18 protein-coding genes are annotated in these 16,930 nt (G+C 73.4%); 13 read left to right on the top strand and 5 right to left on the bottom strand.

The window, feature by feature from the left end; genetic code table 11:
- The first annotated feature begins 50 nt into the window (after window positions 1-50).
- The 4 genes from EDD40_RS29935 to EDD40_RS29950 all read left to right on the top strand — a co-directional run bounded on the left by EDD40_RS29935 (window position 51) and on the right by EDD40_RS29950 (window position 3,481).
- Window positions 51-752 carry a lysophospholipid acyltransferase family protein gene (locus EDD40_RS29935; protein WP_123748379.1) on the top strand — a complete coding sequence of 234 codons (702 nt, stop codon included), beginning with the start codon at window positions 51-53 and terminating at the stop codon, window positions 750-752.
- Between the two features lies 1 nt (window position 753).
- Window positions 754-1,758 (top strand): NAD(P)H-dependent glycerol-3-phosphate dehydrogenase, encoded by a 1,005-nt coding sequence (locus EDD40_RS29940; RefSeq protein WP_123745895.1) that lies wholly within the window; start codon window positions 754-756, stop codon window positions 1,756-1,758.
- Window positions 1,755-2,813 carry a cystathionine gamma-lyase gene (locus EDD40_RS29945; protein WP_123745896.1) on the top strand — a complete coding sequence of 353 codons (1,059 nt, stop codon included), beginning with the start codon at window positions 1,755-1,757 and terminating at the stop codon, window positions 2,811-2,813. Before EDD40_RS29940 ends, EDD40_RS29945 begins: the two co-directional genes overlap by 4 nt.
- A 200-nt stretch (window positions 2,814-3,013) precedes the next feature.
- Window positions 3,014-3,481 (top strand): cysteine dioxygenase, encoded by a 468-nt coding sequence (locus tag EDD40_RS29950; RefSeq protein WP_123745897.1) that lies wholly within the window; start codon window positions 3,014-3,016, stop codon window positions 3,479-3,481.
- On the opposite strand, the gene EDD40_RS29955 is transcribed toward EDD40_RS29950, so the two are convergent.
- Window positions 3,465-4,112, bottom strand: coding sequence for a pyridoxamine 5'-phosphate oxidase family protein (locus EDD40_RS29955; RefSeq protein WP_123745898.1), 648 nt, complete (start codon window positions 4,110-4,112; stop codon window positions 3,465-3,467). The genes EDD40_RS29950 and EDD40_RS29955 overlap by 17 nt on opposite strands.
- A 67-nt stretch (window positions 4,113-4,179) precedes the next feature.
- Here EDD40_RS29955 and pdxR point away from each other — a divergent pair, with 67 nt between their 5' ends.
- Entirely contained in the window at window positions 4,180-5,580 is a 1,401-nt protein-coding gene (pdxR, locus tag EDD40_RS29960; RefSeq protein ID WP_236594467.1) for a MocR-like pyridoxine biosynthesis transcription factor PdxR, read from the top strand.
- Between the two features lie 139 nt (window positions 5,581-5,719).
- Entirely contained in the window at window positions 5,720-6,787 is a 1,068-nt protein-coding gene (locus EDD40_RS29965; protein ID WP_123745900.1) for a D-alanine--D-alanine ligase family protein, read from the top strand.
- On the opposite strand, the gene EDD40_RS29970 is transcribed toward EDD40_RS29965, so the two are convergent.
- Together EDD40_RS29970 and EDD40_RS29975 are read right to left on the bottom strand one after the other, a co-directional pair.
- Entirely contained in the window at window positions 6,788-7,360 is a 573-nt protein-coding gene (locus tag EDD40_RS29970) for a DUF3515 domain-containing protein (protein WP_123745901.1), read from the bottom strand. It lies immediately after the preceding gene.
- Window positions 7,361-7,380: 20 nt separating this feature from the next.
- On the bottom strand, window positions 7,381-7,614 hold the full coding sequence (locus EDD40_RS29975; RefSeq protein WP_015104517.1) for an Lrp/AsnC family transcriptional regulator: 234 nt from the start codon (window positions 7,612-7,614) through the stop codon (window positions 7,381-7,383).
- Between the two features lie 97 nt (window positions 7,615-7,711).
- On the opposite strand from EDD40_RS29975, the gene EDD40_RS29980 reads away from it, so the two are divergent.
- The 4 genes from EDD40_RS29980 to EDD40_RS29995 are packed head-to-tail and all read left to right on the top strand — an operon-like array spanning window position 7,712 to window position 10,392.
- Window positions 7,712-8,677 carry a thiamine-phosphate kinase gene (locus EDD40_RS29980; RefSeq protein WP_123745902.1) on the top strand — a complete coding sequence of 322 codons (966 nt, stop codon included), beginning with the start codon at window positions 7,712-7,714 and terminating at the stop codon, window positions 8,675-8,677.
- Window positions 8,678-8,691: 14 nt separating this feature from the next.
- Window positions 8,692-9,162, top strand: a complete 471-nt coding sequence (locus tag EDD40_RS29985) for a GNAT family N-acetyltransferase (RefSeq protein WP_123745903.1) — start codon at window positions 8,692-8,694, stop codon at window positions 9,160-9,162.
- A 19-nt stretch (window positions 9,163-9,181) separates the two neighbouring features.
- Window positions 9,182-9,703 carry a gamma carbonic anhydrase family protein gene (locus tag EDD40_RS29990; RefSeq protein ID WP_123745904.1) on the top strand — a complete coding sequence of 174 codons (522 nt, stop codon included), beginning with the start codon at window positions 9,182-9,184 and terminating at the stop codon, window positions 9,701-9,703.
- 14 nt (window positions 9,704-9,717) lie between these two features.
- Window positions 9,718-10,392 (top strand): uracil-DNA glycosylase, encoded by a 675-nt coding sequence (locus EDD40_RS29995; RefSeq protein ID WP_123745905.1) that lies wholly within the window; start codon window positions 9,718-9,720, stop codon window positions 10,390-10,392.
- Between the two features lie 81 nt (window positions 10,393-10,473).
- On the opposite strand, the gene rpmB is transcribed toward EDD40_RS29995, so the two are convergent.
- Window positions 10,474-10,665, bottom strand: a complete 192-nt coding sequence (rpmB, locus tag EDD40_RS30000) for a 50S ribosomal protein L28 (RefSeq protein WP_033437952.1) — start codon at window positions 10,663-10,665, stop codon at window positions 10,474-10,476.
- 145 nt (window positions 10,666-10,810) lie between these two features.
- On the opposite strand from rpmB, the gene EDD40_RS30005 reads away from it, so the two are divergent.
- The 3 genes from EDD40_RS30005 to EDD40_RS30015 all read left to right on the top strand — a co-directional run bounded on the left by EDD40_RS30005 (window position 10,811) and on the right by EDD40_RS30015 (window position 15,526).
- Window positions 10,811-12,403, top strand: coding sequence for a DAK2 domain-containing protein (locus EDD40_RS30005; protein ID WP_123745906.1), 1,593 nt, complete (start codon window positions 10,811-10,813; stop codon window positions 12,401-12,403).
- Window positions 12,404-12,417: 14 nt separating this feature from the next.
- Complete coding sequence (gene recG, locus EDD40_RS30010; protein WP_123745907.1) at window positions 12,418-14,637, top strand: ATP-dependent DNA helicase RecG; 2,220 nt, start codon at window positions 12,418-12,420, stop codon at window positions 14,635-14,637.
- 79 nt (window positions 14,638-14,716) lie between these two features.
- Window positions 14,717-15,526 (top strand): hypothetical protein, encoded by an 810-nt coding sequence (locus tag EDD40_RS30015; RefSeq protein WP_123745908.1) that lies wholly within the window; start codon window positions 14,717-14,719, stop codon window positions 15,524-15,526.
- A 21-nt stretch (window positions 15,527-15,547) separates the two neighbouring features.
- Here the strand turns inward: EDD40_RS30015 and EDD40_RS30020 are convergent, their stop codons facing one another.
- Window positions 15,548-16,762 (bottom strand): coiled-coil domain-containing protein, encoded by a 1,215-nt coding sequence (locus EDD40_RS30020; RefSeq protein ID WP_246037902.1) that lies wholly within the window; start codon window positions 16,760-16,762, stop codon window positions 15,548-15,550.
- Window positions 16,763-16,930 lie beyond the last annotated feature (168 nt).

Here is a 16,930-nt window from a genome sequence, read left to right on the forward strand (position 1 = left end):
CCCTGGCGACGTGGGGAAGACTCCAGGTCCACGACGAAGAGGGAGTGCACGTGGCCAAGGAGAAGGGCGGCTTCTGGGTCGGGCTCGCCGCGGCGGTCTTCTACCCCGCCACCGCGGTGATGGCGCGGCGGCGCGACGAAGGCGCGGAGAGGGTGCCCAGGACGGGCGGGGCGCTCATCGTGATGAACCACGTGTCGCACCTGGACCCCGTCTACGACGCCGTCTTCACGCACAGGCAAGGCCGCGTGCCGCACTTCCTCGCCAAGCACAGCCTGTGGAACGTCCCGTTCGTCGGCACGGTGGTCAGGGGCGCCCGGCAGATCCCGGTGTACCGGGGCACGGCCGACGCGCAGCAGAGCCTGCGCGCCGCCCACGAGGCCCTGGAACAGGGCCTCGTCGTGATCATCTACCCGGAGGGCACGATCACGCGCGACCCGGACGGCTGGCCGATGGCCTCGCGCACCGGGGTCGCGCGGCTCGCGCTGGAGCACGACGTGCCGGTGCTGCCCGCGGCGCGGTGGGGCACGCGCGAGGTCTACGACCACTACCGGAAGAAGTTCCGGCCGTTCCCCCGCAAGACCGTGGTGACGAAGGTGGGCCCGCCCGCCGACCTGGACGCCTACCGCAGCAGGCCGCAGAACCTGGCGCTGCTGCGCGAGGTGACCGACGTGCTGATGAACGACGTGAAGGGCCTGCTCGCGGAGATCCGCGAGGAGCAGGCGCCCGACGGCTTCTACACCAAGAAGGCCTGACGTGGACCGGGTCGCGGTGCTGGGCGCCGGGTCGTGGGGCACCGCCTTCGCGAAGGTGCTCGCGGACTCCGGCACGGACGTGGTGCTGTGGGCGCGGCGCTCCGACGTGGCCGACGCCATCACGGCGGGCCGCGTCAACGACGACTACCTGCCGGGTGTGGCGCTGCCCCCGAACCTGACCGCCACGTCGGACGCGCGCAAGGCGTTGGCCGGGGCGGGGGCCGTGGTGCTGGCGGTGCCGAGCCAGACGTTGCGGGAGAACCTGAGCGGCTGGCGGCCGTGGCTGCCGGCGGGCGCGACGCTGGTCAGCCTGGCCAAGGGGGTCGAGCTGGGCACGCTGAAGCGGATGAGCGAGGTGGTCCGCGAGGTCGCCGGCGTGCCGGAGGACCAGGTCGCGGTGGTGTCGGGACCCAACCTGGCCAAGGAGATCGCGGCCGAGCAGCCCACCGCGACGGTCATCGCCTGCACCGACCACGACCGCGCGGTGGAGTTGCAGCACGCGTGCTCGAACTCCTACTTCCGGCCGTACACGAACGTCGACGTGGTGGGCTGCGAGCTCGGTGGCGCGTGCAAGAACGTGATCGCGCTGGCGTGCGGCATGGCGGCGGGCATGGGGTTCGGGGACAACACGATGGCCTCGATCATCACCCGCGGTCTCGCCGAGACGGCGCGGTTGGGCGCGGCGCTGGGCGCGGACCCGTTGACGTTCGCCGGGTTGGCCGGGCTGGGCGACCTGGTGGCCACGTGCGCCTCGCCGCTGTCGCGCAACCGGTCGTTCGGCGAGCGGCTGGGTCTCGGCGACTCGCCGGCGCAGGCGCAGGAGGCCGCGCACGGGCAGGTCGCCGAGGGCGTGAAGTCGTGCTCGTCGATCCGCGAGCTGGCCGCGCGGGTGGGCGTGGACATGCCGATCACCGACGGCGTGCACCAGGTGTGCCACGAAGGACTGGACCCGCGCGTGCTGACGACGGCGCTGCTCGGGCGCGAGCGGAAGGCGGAACGGCAATGACCTGGGGCGACGGCACCCGCGTGGTGCACTCGACGCCGGCGGTGCGGGGCGAGCCGTTCCTGGCCGGGCCGGTGTTCGCGTCCGCGTACCACCTGGGCGGCGCCGACACCTACGGGCGGGTGCACAACCCGACGTGGCGGGCGTTGGAGGTGGCGCTGGGCGAGCTGGACGGCGGCACGACCGTGCTGTTCCCGTCCGGGATGGCGGCGATCTCGACGTTCCTGCGGGTCGTGCTCGCGCCCGGTGACGTCGTGGTGGTGCCGAGCGACGGCTACTACCTGACGCGCACGCTGGTCGCCGACATGCCGGTGGAGGTGGTCGAGGCGCCGACGGCCGGGCCGTACCCGTCGTTCGAGGGCGTGCGGCTGGTGCTGCTGGAGTCGCCGTCGAACCCCGGGCTGGACGTGTGCGACATCAGCGCGTTGGTGGCCGCCGCGCACGCGGCGGGCACGCTGGTGGCGGTGGACAACACCACCGCGACGCCGTTGGGGCAGCAGCCGCTGCTGCTGGGCGCGGACGCGGTGGTGAGCAGCGACACGAAGGCCGTCGCGGGGCACAGCGACGTGCTGCTGGGCCACGTGTCCACCTCGGACCCGGACCTGGCGGAACGGGTGCGGGCGGCGCGGACGACCGGCGGCGCGATCCCCGGGCCGTTCGAGGCGTGGCTGGCGCACCGGGGTCTCGGCACGCTCGACCTGAGGTTGGGCAGGCAGGCGGAGAACGCGGCGGCGCTGCACGAGGTCTTGAAGGACCACCCGGCGGTCAGCGGGCTGCGGTGGCCGGGCGCGCCGGGGGACCCGGCGCACGAGGTGGCGTCGCGGCAGATGCGGCGGTTCGGCGGGGTGCTGACGTTCGTGCTGGCGGACGAGGGCGCGGTGGCGTCCTTCCTGGAGCGGTCGCGGCTGGTGTACGCGAGCACGAGCTTCGGCGGCCTGCACACGAGCCTGGACCGGCGGGCGCAGTGGGGCGACCCGGTGCCCGAGGGCCTGGTGCGGCTGTCCGCGGGCTGCGAGGACACCGCCGACCTCGTCGAGGACGTGCTCCGGTCACTCTGACGGGTCCAGTTCGTGGGACGTGGTTGCGCGGTGGCGGGTCGGCTGCCACCCTCGTCACCATGTCTTTTCGCGCCATGACCGACGGGCGGGGTCACATCGACCTGCGCCTGGTCGCCAGCGCGCTCTGTCCTTCCCGGTGATCGTCTCGCGTCCCGCGAGCCCGTGAGGCTCGCCACATCACCGAGCACCGAGAAGGAACCATGTTCGCCGTTCCGGAGAACACCATCGCCCTGCCCCAGTCGCACGCCGCCCTGCACCCGGTGCGGATCGCGCTCGACACGGCGGCACGGCGGGAGCGCTGGGCCCACCTGCTGCGCTACGACCCCGAGACCCGCTTCGCCGCGCTGGTCGACCGCACCGACGAGCAGGAGGTGTGGCTGATGAGCTGGCTGCCCGGCCAACGCGCCGAGCTGCACGACCACGGCGTCACCAGTGGCGCGTTCACCGTGGTCAGCGGCTCGCTGACGGAGGTCGTCACGCCGGGCCCGACCCAGGTGCTGCACCACCTGGTGGCGGGCCAGTCGCGGGTCTTCGGGCCCGGCTACGCGCACCAGGTGCGCAACGACGGCACCGACCCCGCCGTGACGATCCACGTGTTCCGCGACGGCGGGCGCACCATCCGGCCGGTCCGGTTCGACCCGCTCGCCGGGGCTACCTCCGCGCGGTGACGTGCGGCGGGACGTCCCAGTCGCCGACCAGCGCCGGGTCCGGCTCGGGTTCGCCCCACGCGGTGCGCAGCGGCAGCACACCCGCCCACTTCGCGTTGGCGGCGACGTCCTCGTCCTCGTCGCCGGGCGGGCCGCTGCGGATCTTGACCGACGCCTCGGCCAGGTCGAGCGACAGCACGGCGGTCGCGGCCAGCTCCTTCGGCGTCGGCGGGCGGGCGTAGTCCCACGAGCCGGGGGCGATGTGCTCGGTGAGCACGCGCAGGGCGTGCAGCTTGGCGTCCGGGTCGGTGACGGGGACGGCGGTGCCGTGCACGACGGCGGCGCGGTAGTTCATCGAGTGGTCGAACACCGAGCGGGCGTAGACGACGCCGTCGAGGATCGTCACGGCGACGCACACGGGCACGCCGGTCCCGGCTTCGCGGAGGCTGCGCGCGCCGGTCGAGCCGTGCAGGTAGAGGGTGTCGCCGTCGCGGCCGTAGCCGGTGGGCAGCACGAGCGGCGCGTCGTCCACGACGACGGCCAGGTGGCAGACGAGAGCGGCGTCGAGGACCGCGTGCAGCGCCTCGCGTTCGGTGACGGCGCGGTTGCGCCCGCGCTTGATGGTGCTGCGGTCCGTCGGTGACAACGTCATGCGACGAGCTTGTCCGGTAAAGTGGCCTTCTTCAAGTGCCAATTCTTGGCGTTTTGAGGAGGCCACTGTGGCGGAGACGGCGTTGGCGGTGGTGCTGGACCGCGAGTCGGCCGAACCGCTGGCCGTGCAGCTCGCGGACGCCCTGCGCACGGCGGCGGGCGACGGGCGGCTGCGCAGCGGTGACCGGTTGCCCTCGACCCGGGCGCTGGCCGAGCGGCTCGGCGTGAGCCGGACCGTGACCGCGGCAGCATACGAGCAGCTGCACGCCGAGGGCTGGATCGCGGGGCGGCACGGGTCGGGCACCTACGTGACGACCACGCCGCCGGGCGCGTTGAAGTCGCGGGCCCGGCGGGTGGCGGCGCCCGCCGCGCCGGTGGACGTCGTGGACCTCGCGCCCGGCGCGCCGTGGGCGGAGGGGTTGGACCGGGCGGCCTGGCGGCGGGCCTGGCGCGCGGCGGCGGACGTGCAGCCGTTGTTCCGGCCGGCGCGGGGCGGGTTGCCCGAGTACCGGGCGGTGGTGGCGGAGCACCTGCTGCGGCACCGGGGGTTGGCGGTGCGCGGCGGGTTGCGGGAGGAGTTGGTGCTGGCGACCGGCGGGACCACGGCGGCGTTGGTGGAGCTGGGGTCGGCCGTGCTGCGGCCGGGTGACGCGGTGGCGGTGGAGGAGCCGGGCTACCAGCGGGCGGTGTGGGCGTTGCGGTCGGCCGGGGTGAAGGTCGTGCAGGCGCCCGTGGACGCCGAGGGGCTGTTGGTGGAGGCCGTGCCGCCGGGGGTGCGCGGCGTGTACTGCTCGCCGGCGCACCAGTACCCGATGGGCGGGCGGATGTCGGCGGCGCGGCGGGTGGCGCTGGTGGAGCGGGCGCGGGCGGAGGGGTGGCTGGTCGTCGAGGACGACTACGACGGCGAGCTGCGCTACGACGTCGCGCCGTTGCCGTTGCTGGCCGCGCTGGCGCCGGACGTGGTGGTCCACCTGGGCACGACGAGCAAGATCCTCACGCCGACGCTGGGCGCGGGGTGGATGGTCGCGCCCGAGCCGATCGCCGCCGAGGTGATGGCGCACCGGGACCGGACCGGCACCAGCCCGTCCGCGGCGGGGCAGCGGGTCCTGGTCGAGCTGGCGCGCAACGGCGACCTGGGCCGGCACCTGCGCAAGCTCCGCCGTGAGCTGTCCGAGCGCCGCGCGCTGCTGTCGGCGGCGTTCGCCGAGGCCGGGATCCCCGTGCTCGGCGACGACGCGGGCGCGCACATCGTCGTGCCGCTGCCGTCGGCGCAGGCGGAGCGCGACGTGCTGGCCGAGGCGCACGACCGCGGCCTGCGGCTGGACGGCCTGGGCCGCCACCACGCGGGCCGGCCGAAGGTGCACGGCGCGGCGATCGGCTACAGCGCCTGCTCGCGGGAGCAGCTGACCGCCGCCATCCCCACCCTGATCGGCATCCTCGCCACCACGCCGGCCCGTCGCGAGCGTTGAACTCAGGGCGGCTGGACGTTGGACTCTCGCGTCGCGAACGTCGGACTCTCGCGGGAGTCGTGCGTTCGCGACGGGTGAGTTGTGCGCTCAGGTGCGCGGTGCCAGTGGGTGGTTACGCCATCCGGGTAGGGTCCGAGCCATGACACAGCGCAAGACCAAGGTCGCCGTGGTGTTCGGCGGGCGCAGCAGCGAGCACATGGTCTCCTGCCTGTCCGCCGGCAGTGTCCTGCCGCACCTGGACCGGGACAGGTTCGACGTCGTGCCCGTCGGCATCACCGAAACGGGCGCGTGGGTGATCGGCGCCGACGACACCAAGGCGCTCGAGGTGCGGGACCGGCAGCTGCCCACCGTCAACGCGCTGGTCCCCGTGTCCGGCAGCGAACTGGTGCCGGTGGCGCCCACCGAGGTGCTGGCCGACGTGGAGGTCGTGTTCCCCGTGCTGCACGGCGCGTGGGGCGAGGACGGCACCATCCAGGGCCTGCTGGAGCTGGCCGACATCCCGTACGTGGGACCGGGTGTGCTGGCCAGCGCGGTCGCCATGGACAAGGAGTTCACCAAGCGCCTGCTCAAGGGCGCGGGCCTGCCCGTGGGCGAGTTCGCGGTGCTGCGGCGCGAGCAGGAGACGCTGACCGAGGCCGACCGCGAGCGGCTGGGCCTGCCGGTCTTCGTCAAGCCCGCGCGCGCCGGGTCGTCCGTCGGCATCTCGAAGGTCGTCGACTGGGCCCACCTGGACAGCGCGATCGCGCTGGCGCGCAAGACCGACCCGAAGGTGATCATCGAGGCCGCCGTCTCCGGCCGCGAGGTCGAGTGCGGCGTGCTGGAGTTCCCGGACGGCCGCGTCGAGGCGTCGCTGCCCGCCGAGCTGCGCATCGTGGGCGGCGAGGTCGACTGGTACGACTTCGACGCCAAGTACCTCGACGACGTGTGCGAGTTCGACATCCCCGCCAAGCTCGACGAGCACGTCACCCGCGACCTGCGCGAGATGGCCGTCGCCGCGTTCCGCGCGCTGGACTGCCAGGGCCTGGCCCGGGTCGACTTCTTCGTCACCGACTACGACGAGCTCGTGGTCAACGAGGTCAACACCATGCCCGGCTTCACGCCGATCTCGATGTACCCGCGGATGTGGGCCGAGACGGGCGTCGACTACCCGGCGCTGCTGACCACGTTGGTGGAGACGGCGATCGCCCGCGGCACGGGCCTGCGCTAGTCAGCCCTTGGTGTCCACGGGGCCCTTGGCGAGGGTGTCTCGGATCGTGGTCGAGACGTCCTGCAGGGGCCCCGTGCCCGCGTCGGACGGCACGGTGAGCGCCACGTACACCGGCCGGTCCACCACGTACCAGGTGGCCGAACCGCCGTCGGACACCTCCAGCCACTGCACGTCCGAGATGATCCGCAGCTGGGAGGTCGGGGTGAGGTCGCCGGGACGGTCCAGCCCGCACCGCAGCACGACGGGCTCGTGCCGCTCGTCACCCCACGCGAGGGCGCCGGCCGGCGCGGGGGCGGCCAGCTCGCGGCGGGGCAGGGTGACGCCACCGGACAGGAGCTGCGCGGGCAGCGCGCCCAGCAGCGCCGCGCACTCGGCCGACCCGGCCTTCGGCGCGGGCACCGGCACGAGCGCCACGGGCCCGGTGCGCACGGCGGACGGGTCCGCCGCGTCGTCGCGGCCGCCGAGGACGAGACCCGCCGCCGCCACTCCCACCACGAGCAGCGCCGTCAGCCCGAGGGCGACGACGAGCAGCGGACGGGGGAGCAGCGAGGCGGGTTCCGGTTCCTGGGCCACCCGGCTATGACAGCACGGGCCTAGAGGTGGACCACCGGGCAGGTCAGCGTTCGCGTGATGCCCTCCACGTTCTGGATGCGGGCGACCACGAGCTGCCCCAGCTGGTCGACGGTGTCGGCCTCGGCGCGGACGATGACGTCGTACGGGCCGGTGACGTCTTCCGCGGTGGCCACACCGGGGATGCCGGAGATCTCCGCCGCAACGGCGGCTGCCTTCCCGACCTCGGTCTGGATGAGGATGTATGCGTGCACCACGGCGTGCCCCTTCGTCGCGACAGGTTAGGTCGGGGTAGGAACGTGCACAGCAACGTACCCCAGTTGGGGTTCCGAATGCTCAGAACGGGAGGCAATCTTGCGTCCGGAGCCGCCGCGCAACGCGGACACGGTCGCTGAGGTGGGTGAGTTCGGTCTCATCCGCCGGGTGACGGCAGGTCGGACGCAGCCGCCCACCACCCTGCTCGGGCCGGGTGACGACGCGGCTGTGGTCGCGGCGCCCGACGGTCGTGTGGTGGTGTCCACCGACGTGCTGGTCGAAGGCGTCCACTTCAGACTCGACTGGTCGTCTCCCGAGCAGGTGGGGCGCAAGGCGGCGGCCGTGAACCTGGCCGACGTGGTGGCCATGGGCGCGATGCCCACGGCCCTGCTGATCGGCCTCGCGTGCCCCGCCGACACGCCGTCGGCCGTGGTGGAGGGGATCACCGCCGGCCTGTGGCAGGAGGCGACCGTGGCGGGCGCGGGCGTGGTGGGCGGCGACATGGTGTCGTCCGCGACACTGGTGATCTCCGTTACCGCGATGGGTGACATGGGCGGCTTCGAGCCCGTCACCCGGTCGGGCGCGCAGGTGGGTGACGTCGTCGCGGTGTGCGGGCGGCTCGGCTGGGCGGCGGGCGGGTTGGCCGTGCTGCAGCGCGGGTTCCGGTCGCCGGTCGCGGTCGTCGGCGCGCAGCGGAACCCCGAACCCCCTTACGAGGCCGGGCCCCAGGCGGCCGCGGCGGGCGCGACGGCGATGATCGACGTGTCGGACGGCCTGCTGGCCGACCTGGGGCACATCGCGGACGAGTCGGGCATCGGCATCGACATCCGCACGGAGCTGCTGGAGGTCCACCCGCGGCTGATCGACGTCGCGGCGGCGCTCGGCGCGGACGCCCGGCACTGGGCGCTGACCGGTGGCGAGGATCACGCCCTGGCGGCGACGTTCCCCGAGCCGGGGGCCGTGCCCGAGGGCTGGCGCACGATCGGCACGGTCCGGCACGGCAGCGGTGTGACGGTCGACGGGCGCGCGTACGAGAAACCCCCTGGCTGGGAGCACTGGCGGTAGGTAGCCTCAGGTATGTGGAACTATGCACGCTCGCGTATGACCATCCAGACTCGGTGAAGTTGATCGCCGACCTCCAGCAGGTCTACGTGGACCGCTACGGCGAGGGCGACGTCACCCCGGTCGACCCGGCGGAGTTCGCCGCGCCGTCGGGGCACTTCGTGGTCGGCTACCTCGACGGCGTGCCGGTGGCGTGCGGCGGGTGGCGCGCACACGACGTGGCCGAGCACTCCCTGCGCCCCGGCGACGCCGAGATCAAGCGCATGTACGTGGTGGAGGCCGTGCGCGGCCGCGGTCTCGCGCGGGTCGTGCTGGCGTCGCTGGAAACGGCGGCGCGCGCGGCCGGTCGCCGGCGGATGGTGCTGGAGACCGGGCTGCGCCAACCGGAGGCCATCGGCCTCTACCGGGCCAATGGATACGCGCGCATCGACAACTTCGGCGTCTACCGGCATCATCCGGAAAGCCTTTGCTTCGCGAAGGATCTCTGACGGGCCGGGAGGGACCGCGATGGCGATCTACGCGTTGGGCGACTTCGAGCCGGTGATCCACCCGGACGCCTACGTGCACCCCGACGCGACGGTCATCGGCGACGTGCGGATCGGCGCGCACGCCTCGGTGTGGCCGCAGGCCGTGCTGCGCGGCGACTACGGGCGCATCGAGGTCGGCGAGCGGACGTCGATCCAGGACGGCACGGTCGTGCACTGCACGGAGGTCCACCCGACGCTGATCGGCGCGGAGTGCGTGGTCGGGCACAACGTGCACATCGAGGGCGCGACCATCGCCGACCGCTGCCTGATCGCCTCGGGCTCGGTGGTGCTCAACGGCGCCGTGGTGGAGACCGGCGCGATCGTCGGCGCGGGCGCGGTGGTGTCGTTCGAGGGCCACGTGCCCGCCCGGTCGATGGCGCTCGGCGTGCCCGCCCGCGTGCGCGAGGGGTACGTCGTGCCGGACGGCGCGTGGCAGTTCGCCGTGGACAAGTACGTGGACAACATCTTGCTGTACCGCAAGGGACTGCGCCGCCTGGACTGAGATAAGGTCCCGCCGTGGCACGTCCGCTTGAAGAGATCATGGAAGCCGGCTGGGCCGCGGCACTCGCGCCCGTGGCCGATCGCATCGCCGCGATGGGCGAGTTCCTGCGGGCGGAGGTGGCCGCCGGGCGGACCTACCTGCCCGCCGGGGAGAACGTGCTGCGGGCGTTCCAGCAGCCGTTCCACTCCGTGCGGGTGCTGATCGTCGGCCAGGACCCGTACCCGACGCCGGGGCACGCGGTCGGGCTGAGCTTCTCGGTGTCGCCGGAGACCCGGCCCATCCCGAAGAGCCTGGTCAACATCTACACCGAGTACGTGGCCGACCTGGGTCACCCCAAGCCCTCCAACGGCGACCTGACGCCGTGGACCGAGCGCGGCGTGCTGCTGCTCAACCGGGCGTTGACGGTGCAGCCGGGCAAGTCGAACTCCCACCGCAACAAGGGCTGGGAGCCGGTGACCGAGCAGGCGATCAAGGCGCTGGCCGAGCGGGACGCGCCGCTGGTCGCGATCCTGTGGGGCAGCCAGGCGCGGGCCCTCAAGCCGCTGCTGGGCGCCGACCGCTGCGTGGAGTCGGTCCACCCGAGCCCGCTGTCCGCGGCCGGCGGCTTCTTCGGCTCGCGGCCGTTCAGCAAGGTCAACGAGCTGCTGGTGAAGCAGGGCGCCGAACCGATCGACTGGAAGCTGCCCTGAGCGACTGAAGAACACCCAGAACGCCGAAAGGCCCCCGGAACCGCGTTCCGGGGGCCTTTCGACGAGCTCAGGCGCGGGTCATCAGCCGCGCACCACCTTGCCCGCCTTCAGGCACGAGGTGCACACGTTCAGCCGCTGCCGCGTCGAAGAGGAAACCTTCGCGCGCACGGTCTGAATGTTCGGGTTCCACCGGCGGTTCGTCTTCCGGTGGGAGTGCGAGACAGAATGGCCGAAGCCCGGCCCCTTGCCACAGACGTCGCACACGGCAGCCACGTCAGCCACTCCTTAAGGTTCCTGATCGGTACTCACGCCCCGGCGGGCGCGCAAGCGTGCACAAGCCTCAGCCGGGCATGGCAACCCCGTCAGGGTAGCCGGTGGCGCGTTCTGCCACCAAACCGGGTCGAATACCCTCGCCGGCATGCAGGCACTCGATGCGGTCGCGGTGCGCCAGTGGGCGGACGCCTGTGTTCGGTCCCTGGACGCCAACCGGGAGGACATCGATCGCAGCAACGTGTTCCCCGTGCCGGACGGCGACACCGGGACCAACCTGCTCCAGACGATGCGCTCGGCGTTGGACGCGCTGCTCAGGACACCCGTCGACACGGTGGGCGCGGCGTTGGGCGCGCTCGCGCGAGGCGCGCTGGCCGGTGCGCGGGGCAACTCCGGGGTGATCCTGTCGCAGGTGCTGCGCGGCCTGGCGGAGGCCGTCCAAGGGGCCTCCACGGCGTCCGGCGCGTCGTTGCGGCGGGCGTTGTGGCGTGCCGACGAACTGGCCACCGCGGCCGTCTCGGAGCCGGTGGCGGGCACGGTGCTGTCCGTGCTGCGCGCGGCGGCCGAGGCGGCTCGCGACAGCGCGTCCGACGACCTGGACGAGGTGATCACGGTCGCGGCGAAGGCGGGCGCGGAGGCGCTGGCCGAGACACCGCGCCAGCTGGCCGTGCTGGCGCGGGCCGGTGTGGTGGACGCGGGCGGGCGCGGGCTGGTGGTGCTGCTGGACACGTTGGCGGCGGTGGTCACCGGGCGCGAGGTCGAGGACGCGCCGGTCGTCGCCACGGTGCCGCGCGAGCCGCTGACCACCGCGCGGGAGGCCGGGTCGGCCGAGTTCGAGTACGAGGTCATGTACCTGCTGGACGGCTCGCCGGCCGTGGAAGCGTTGAAGGGCGAGCTGACGGCCGTCGGCGACTGCGTGTCCGTGGTCGGCGACGGCGCCGGGCTGTGGACCGTGCACGTGCACTGCAACGACATCGGCGCGGCCGTGGAGGCGGGCATCCGGGCCGGCCGGCCGCACCGGATCACGGTGACGCGCTTCGCCGACCAGATCGCCGCCCAGGCGCCCCGGTTCGTGCGCGACCGGGCGATCGTCGTGCTGGTCGAGGGCGAGGGCGCGGCCGAGCTGTTCCGGTCCGAGGGCGCGGTGGTGTTCGAGCCCGGCGACGGGGTGACGGCCGCGGACCTGCTGGCCGTGGTGGTGAGCACGCGGGCGCGGCAGGTGACCGTGCTGCCCGGCGACCCGACCTGGCGCGAACCGCTGGACGAGGCCGTCACGCAAGCCGTCGCCGCGGGTCAGGACGTCGTGGTCGTGCCCACGTTCTCCCCGGTGCAGGCGCTGGCGGCGCTGGCCGTGCACTCGCCGACCCGCCGCGCCGGCGACGACGTGGTCGCGATGGCCGAGGCGGCGGCGGCCACCCGCCGCGGCGAGGTCGCGGTGTCCGACCGGGAGGCGATCACCTGGGTCGGCCGGTGCCGCCCCGGCGACCTGCTGGGCATGGTGGACGGCGAGGTCGTGCTGGTCGAGCCCGACCCGGCCGACGTGGGCGCGCTGGCGTGCCGGCTGGTCGACCGGATGCTCGCCAGCGGTGGCGAGCTGGTCACCGTGCTGTTGGGGCGGGCCGCCCCGGACGGGGTCGAGCGGGTGCTGGAAGATCACCTGCGCGTCGCCCACCCGGAGGTGGAACTGGCCGCCTACCCGGGCGGGCAGCGCGACGCCCTGCTGACTGTCGGTGTCGAGTAGGTGGATGGGCCGGGATGACGACCTTCGACGAGAAGCTGGTGTCGGTGCTCGGCAAGAAGAGCGCCGACGCGCTGGAGGCCGGGCTCGGCCTGACCACCGTCGGTGAGCTGCTGCGCCACTACCCGCGCCGCTACGACGAGCGCGGCAAGCTGACCGAGATCGCCGGGCTGGAGCTGGGAGAGCACGCCACCGTGCAGGCGCGGGTCAAGAGCGCGCGGCAGCGGCGGATGAAGTCGCGCAGCGGCGAGCTGCTGGAGGCCGTGATCACCGACGGCAGCAGCGACCTGCACCTGGTGTTCTTCGGGCGCGGCTCGCGCAAGGTCGAGCGGGAGCTGCTGCCGGGGCGCGAGGCGATGTTCGCGGGCAAGGTCGGCATGTTCAACGGCAAGCTCCAGCTCGCGCACCCCGACTACCAGGTGCTCGACGGCGAGGACGCCGCGGCGGCCGACTTCGCGGGCGCGATGATCCCGGTCTACCCGGCGGCGCAGGGCATCCAGTCGTGGAACGTCTCCAACTGCGTCGAGCAGGTCCTCGCGGTGTGGGACGGGGTGGCGCAGGACCCGCTGCCGGAGTCGTTGCGCGCCGAGCGCGGGCTGATCGGCCTGGAGAAGGCGCTGCGCGACATCCACCGGCCGGACGGCTGGGCCGCGATCACCGTCGCGCAGCAGCGGTTGAAGTGGGACGAGGCGATGGCGGTGCAGCTCACGCTGGCGCAACGCCGCCGTTCGGCGACGGCCCGCCCCGCGCCCGCGTGCCCGCCCCGCGCCGGTCTGGTGCGCGACGCGTTCGAGGCCCGGCTGCCGTTCGAGCTGACGGCGGGGCAGCGCGAGGTCGGCGAGCAGATCGTCCGGGACCTGTCCGGCGAGCACCCGATGAACCGGCTGCTCCAGGGCGAAGTCGGCTCGGGGAAGACCATCGTGGCGCTGCGGGCGATGTTGCAGGTCGTCGACGCCGGGCGGCAGGCGGCGATGCTCGCGCCGACCGAGGTCCTGGCGGCGCAGCACGCGCGGTCGTTGCGGGAGCTGCTCGGCGACCTCGGGCAGGCCGGCGAGCTGGGTGGGGCCGAGCACGCGACCCGGGTGACGCTGCTGACCGGTTCGATGGCCACGGCGGCGCGGAAGCGGGCGCTGCTGGAGATCGTGTCCGGCGAGGCCGGGATCGTGGTCGGCACGCACGCGCTGATCCAGGACAAGGTGGAGTTCGCCGACCTGGGACTGGTCGTGGTGGACGAGCAGCACCGGTTCGGCGTGGAGCAGCGGGCCGCGTTGAGCGGGCGCGCCGGCGGGTCGACGCCGCACGTGCTGGTGATGACGGCCACACCGATCCCGCGCACGGTGGCGATGACGGTGTACGGCGACCTGGAGGTGTCCGCGCTGCGCGAGCTGCCGCAGGGTCGTTCGCCGATCAGCACGTCCGTGGTGCCGGTGGCGGCGAAGCCGGGCTGGCTGGACCGGGCGTGGCAGCGGATCCACGAAGAGGTCCGCAAGGGGCACCAGGCGTACGTGGTGTGCCCGCGGATCGGCGACGGCGACGCGGAGGACGACGGGGAGGCGCCGCCGAAGGAGTCCGCGGCCAAGGGCTCGTCGAAGGGCTCGCCGAAGGACGACGGTTCCGATCGGCGGCCGCCGCTCGCGGTGGTGGACGTGGCGAACCGGCTGGCCGAGGGGCCGTTGCGCGGCCTGCGGATCGACATCCTGCACGGCCGGATGCCGCCGGAGGACAAGGACGCGGTGATGCGGGCGTTCGCGGCGAACGAGGTGCAGGTGCTCGTCGCCACGACCGTCGTCGAGGTCGGCGTGAACGTGCCCAACGCCACCGTCATGGTGATCATGGACGCGGACCGGTTCGGGGTCAGCCAGCTGCACCAGCTGCGCGGCCGGGTCGGGCGGGGCAGCGCGGCGGGCCTGTGCCTGCTGGTTACCGAGATGCCGGACGGCACGTCGACGATGGAGCGGCTGCGGGCCGTGGAGTCCACCCTGGACGGGTTCGAGCTGGCGCAGCTGGACCTGGAGCTGCGGCGGGAGGGCGACATCCTCGGCGCGGCGCAGTCCGGGACGCGGTCGGGGCTGAAGATGCTGTCGCTGCTGCGCGACGAGGACGTGATCGCCGAGGCGCGGGTGGTGGCGCAGGAGGTCGTGGAGGCGGACCCCGAGCTGACCGCGCACCCCGGCCTGGCCGGGCTCGTGGCGGGGCTGCTGGACGACGAGCGGGCGGAGTACCTGGAGAAGGCGTAGCCGACACCTGGTTCCCGGGGAGCGCGGAGGGTCGTGGCCGGGTCACGGGCCTGCGCGGGCGCGCCGGTTACCCTGGCTTGTGCGCCGATTCCTGCTCGCCCTGGTTCCGTTGGTGCTCGTCGCGTGCACGGCCGCGCCCGCCGACGACCGGGCCCCGACCACGTCCTCGCTGCCCAAGGGCGACCTGGCGGTGCTCGCCGACCGCATCGAGCAGCGGCGGGCCGAGCTGGGCACGGCGACCTTCCACACCGAGGGCTTCGCCTCGGACGGGCAGGCCACCGAGGTGCGCAACGTGACCGACGGCGTGCTGCGGCGCGACGGTGACGACGTGACCGGGTCGATGACGATGGACGTGTCGACCGGCGGGCAGCCGAGGAAGATCGCGTTGGTGGTGGTGCGCGACGGCACGTACGTGCAGGTCGAGGGCGCCCCGATGCCCGCGGGCAAGAAGTGGGGCTTCTACCCGGCGGCGAGCGGTGGCGAGGTGGCCGCGCTGCTGCGCGGCTTCGGGCCGAGCGCGGTGCCGGGCGCGGAGCTGGACTACGTGCAGCCCCGGGCGGCGCTGATCGTGGGCAGGTCGGCCGAGCAGGTGGACGGGGCGCCGGTGACGCGGTTCGACCTGGTGGTGGACCCGTTGAAGATGGCGAAGGTCATCCAGGACCAGGACATCCAGCTCCAGCACACCCAGCTGGCCGAGTACGGCGTGAAGATCGCCGCGTCGGTGTGGGTGGACGACACGAGCGCGCCGGTGCGCGCCGAGTACCGGTTCGAGCTGGACGGCAAGGTCGTGAAGCAGTCGACGACCCGGTTCCGCGGGTGGGGCGAGCCGGTCGGGATCACCGTGCCGGAGCAGGGTGAGGTCGTGCCGGCCGACCAGCTGCCCCAGTGAGCTGACCGCGGGTGGACCCGGTTACTTGGACTGCCTGGTCTTGGGCACCGGCAGTTGGGTGGTCGGCTGCTCGGAGGGGTCGACGTCCTTGGCCTTGGCGGCGGGCTTGGAGCCGGCCGGTTTGGCGGGCACGGGCTTGGCGGTCGCCGGCTTGGTGGGCGGGTCCGCGTCCGCGGCCGGGCCGGTTGCCGCTTCGGTCGACGTGCCCGCCGCGTGGTCGGCTGCGGGCTGGTCGGTTGCGGTTTCCTCGTCCAGCGGCGTGAGCGTGGCGACCGCGCGGGAGACCGCTTCCTGGGCCGCGGCGAACTGCTCGCTCACCGTGCGGTGCACGCGGTGCAGCTCGGCCAGCTTCCGGTCGGCGGCGGTGGTGCGCCGGTCGGCGTGGGCGTCGGCCTCGGTGATGGTCTTCTTGGCGTGCGCGTCGGCCTCGGTGACGGTCTTCTCGGCCAGCGCGTTGGCCTCGCTGATCGTCTGCTCGGTCTTGGCCAGCGCCTCGGACTCCAGCTCGGCGACCTGCTTCTCGGTCTCCGCGCGCAGCTCGGCGGCCTCGGTCCGAGCGGCTTCGAGCAGCTTCACGGCCTCGGCCTTCGCCTCGACCACGTGCACCTCGTGCTCCTTGCGGAGCTTGGTGCGCAGCTCGTCGTACTCCTTGTCGAGGTCGTCGTGGTAGCCCTTGTACTTCTGCTCCAGCTCGACCCGCTTCGCCTCGAGCTCGGCGGTCTTGGCCTCGAAGTCCGCCGTGAGCTTCTCGCGGTCGGCGCGGGCCTCCGCCATCAACGCCTCGTGCTCGGCGGTCAGCTTGGCCCGCAGCTCCTCGTGCGAGCGCTCCAGCTCGGTGCGGCGCTCGTCGTACTGCCGCTCCAGCTCGGTGGTCCGCTGCTGGTGGGCCGCCTCCAGCTGCCGCCGCCGGTCCTCCAGCTCGCCCATCGCGCGGTGGTGCGCCGCCTTGCCCTCGGCCGCGGCCCGCTCGGCCTCGGCGCGGGTGGCGTTGGCCTGGTCCAGCGCGGCCTTGCGGATGTCGGCGATCTCCTCCTCGGCCAACGTCATCATCACGCGCACGCGCTCGGTGACGTTGGACGCGCTGGAGGGGCTGGCGGCGAGCTTGCCGAGCTGGGACTTGACCTTGTCGAGCTCGGCGCGGGTGGAGGTGAGCAGCTTGCCCAGCTCCGCGGCCTGGGCCGACGCCGCGTCCCGGGCCCGGTTCGAGTTCTTGAGGTCGAACTCGAGCCGCGTCACCCGTTCGTTCACCTGACGCTGGTTGTACCCGCGCAGTACGACGTCGAAATGGGTGCGGGCAGCAGGCTGCCCAGTCCCTTCAGCCCCGGCCATGCGGCCAACCCTACCGAGAAGTCGCCGGCCGTAGTCACCCGATGCAGCGAACGCACCGTAACGAGTCGATGATCC

It is taken from the genome of Saccharothrix texasensis (assembly GCF_003752005.1).
Classification (GTDB): domain Bacteria; phylum Actinomycetota; class Actinomycetes; order Mycobacteriales; family Pseudonocardiaceae; genus Actinosynnema; species Actinosynnema texasense.

What these genes read in the sequence shown, in the direction of transcription:
- EDD40_RS29945 (WP_123745896.1), top strand. Translation starts at nt 1,755, where the DNA reads ATGACCTGGGGCGACGGCACCCGCGTGGTGCACTCGACGCCGGCGGTG.
- EDD40_RS29950 (WP_123745897.1), top strand. Translation starts at nt 3,014, where the DNA reads ATGTTCGCCGTTCCGGAGAACACCATCGCCCTGCCCCAGTCGCACGCC.
- EDD40_RS29955 (WP_123745898.1), bottom strand. Translation starts at nt 4,112, where the DNA reads ATGACGTTGTCACCGACGGACCGCAGCACCATCAAGCGCGGGCGCAAC.
- EDD40_RS29965 (WP_123745900.1), top strand. Translation starts at nt 5,720, where the DNA reads ATGACACAGCGCAAGACCAAGGTCGCCGTGGTGTTCGGCGGGCGCAGC.
- EDD40_RS29990 (WP_123745904.1), top strand. Translation starts at nt 9,182, where the DNA reads ATGGCGATCTACGCGTTGGGCGACTTCGAGCCGGTGATCCACCCGGAC.
- EDD40_RS30005 (WP_123745906.1), top strand. Translation starts at nt 10,811, where the DNA reads ATGCAGGCACTCGATGCGGTCGCGGTGCGCCAGTGGGCGGACGCCTGT.
- recG (WP_123745907.1), top strand. Translation starts at nt 12,418, where the DNA reads ATGACGACCTTCGACGAGAAGCTGGTGTCGGTGCTCGGCAAGAAGAGC.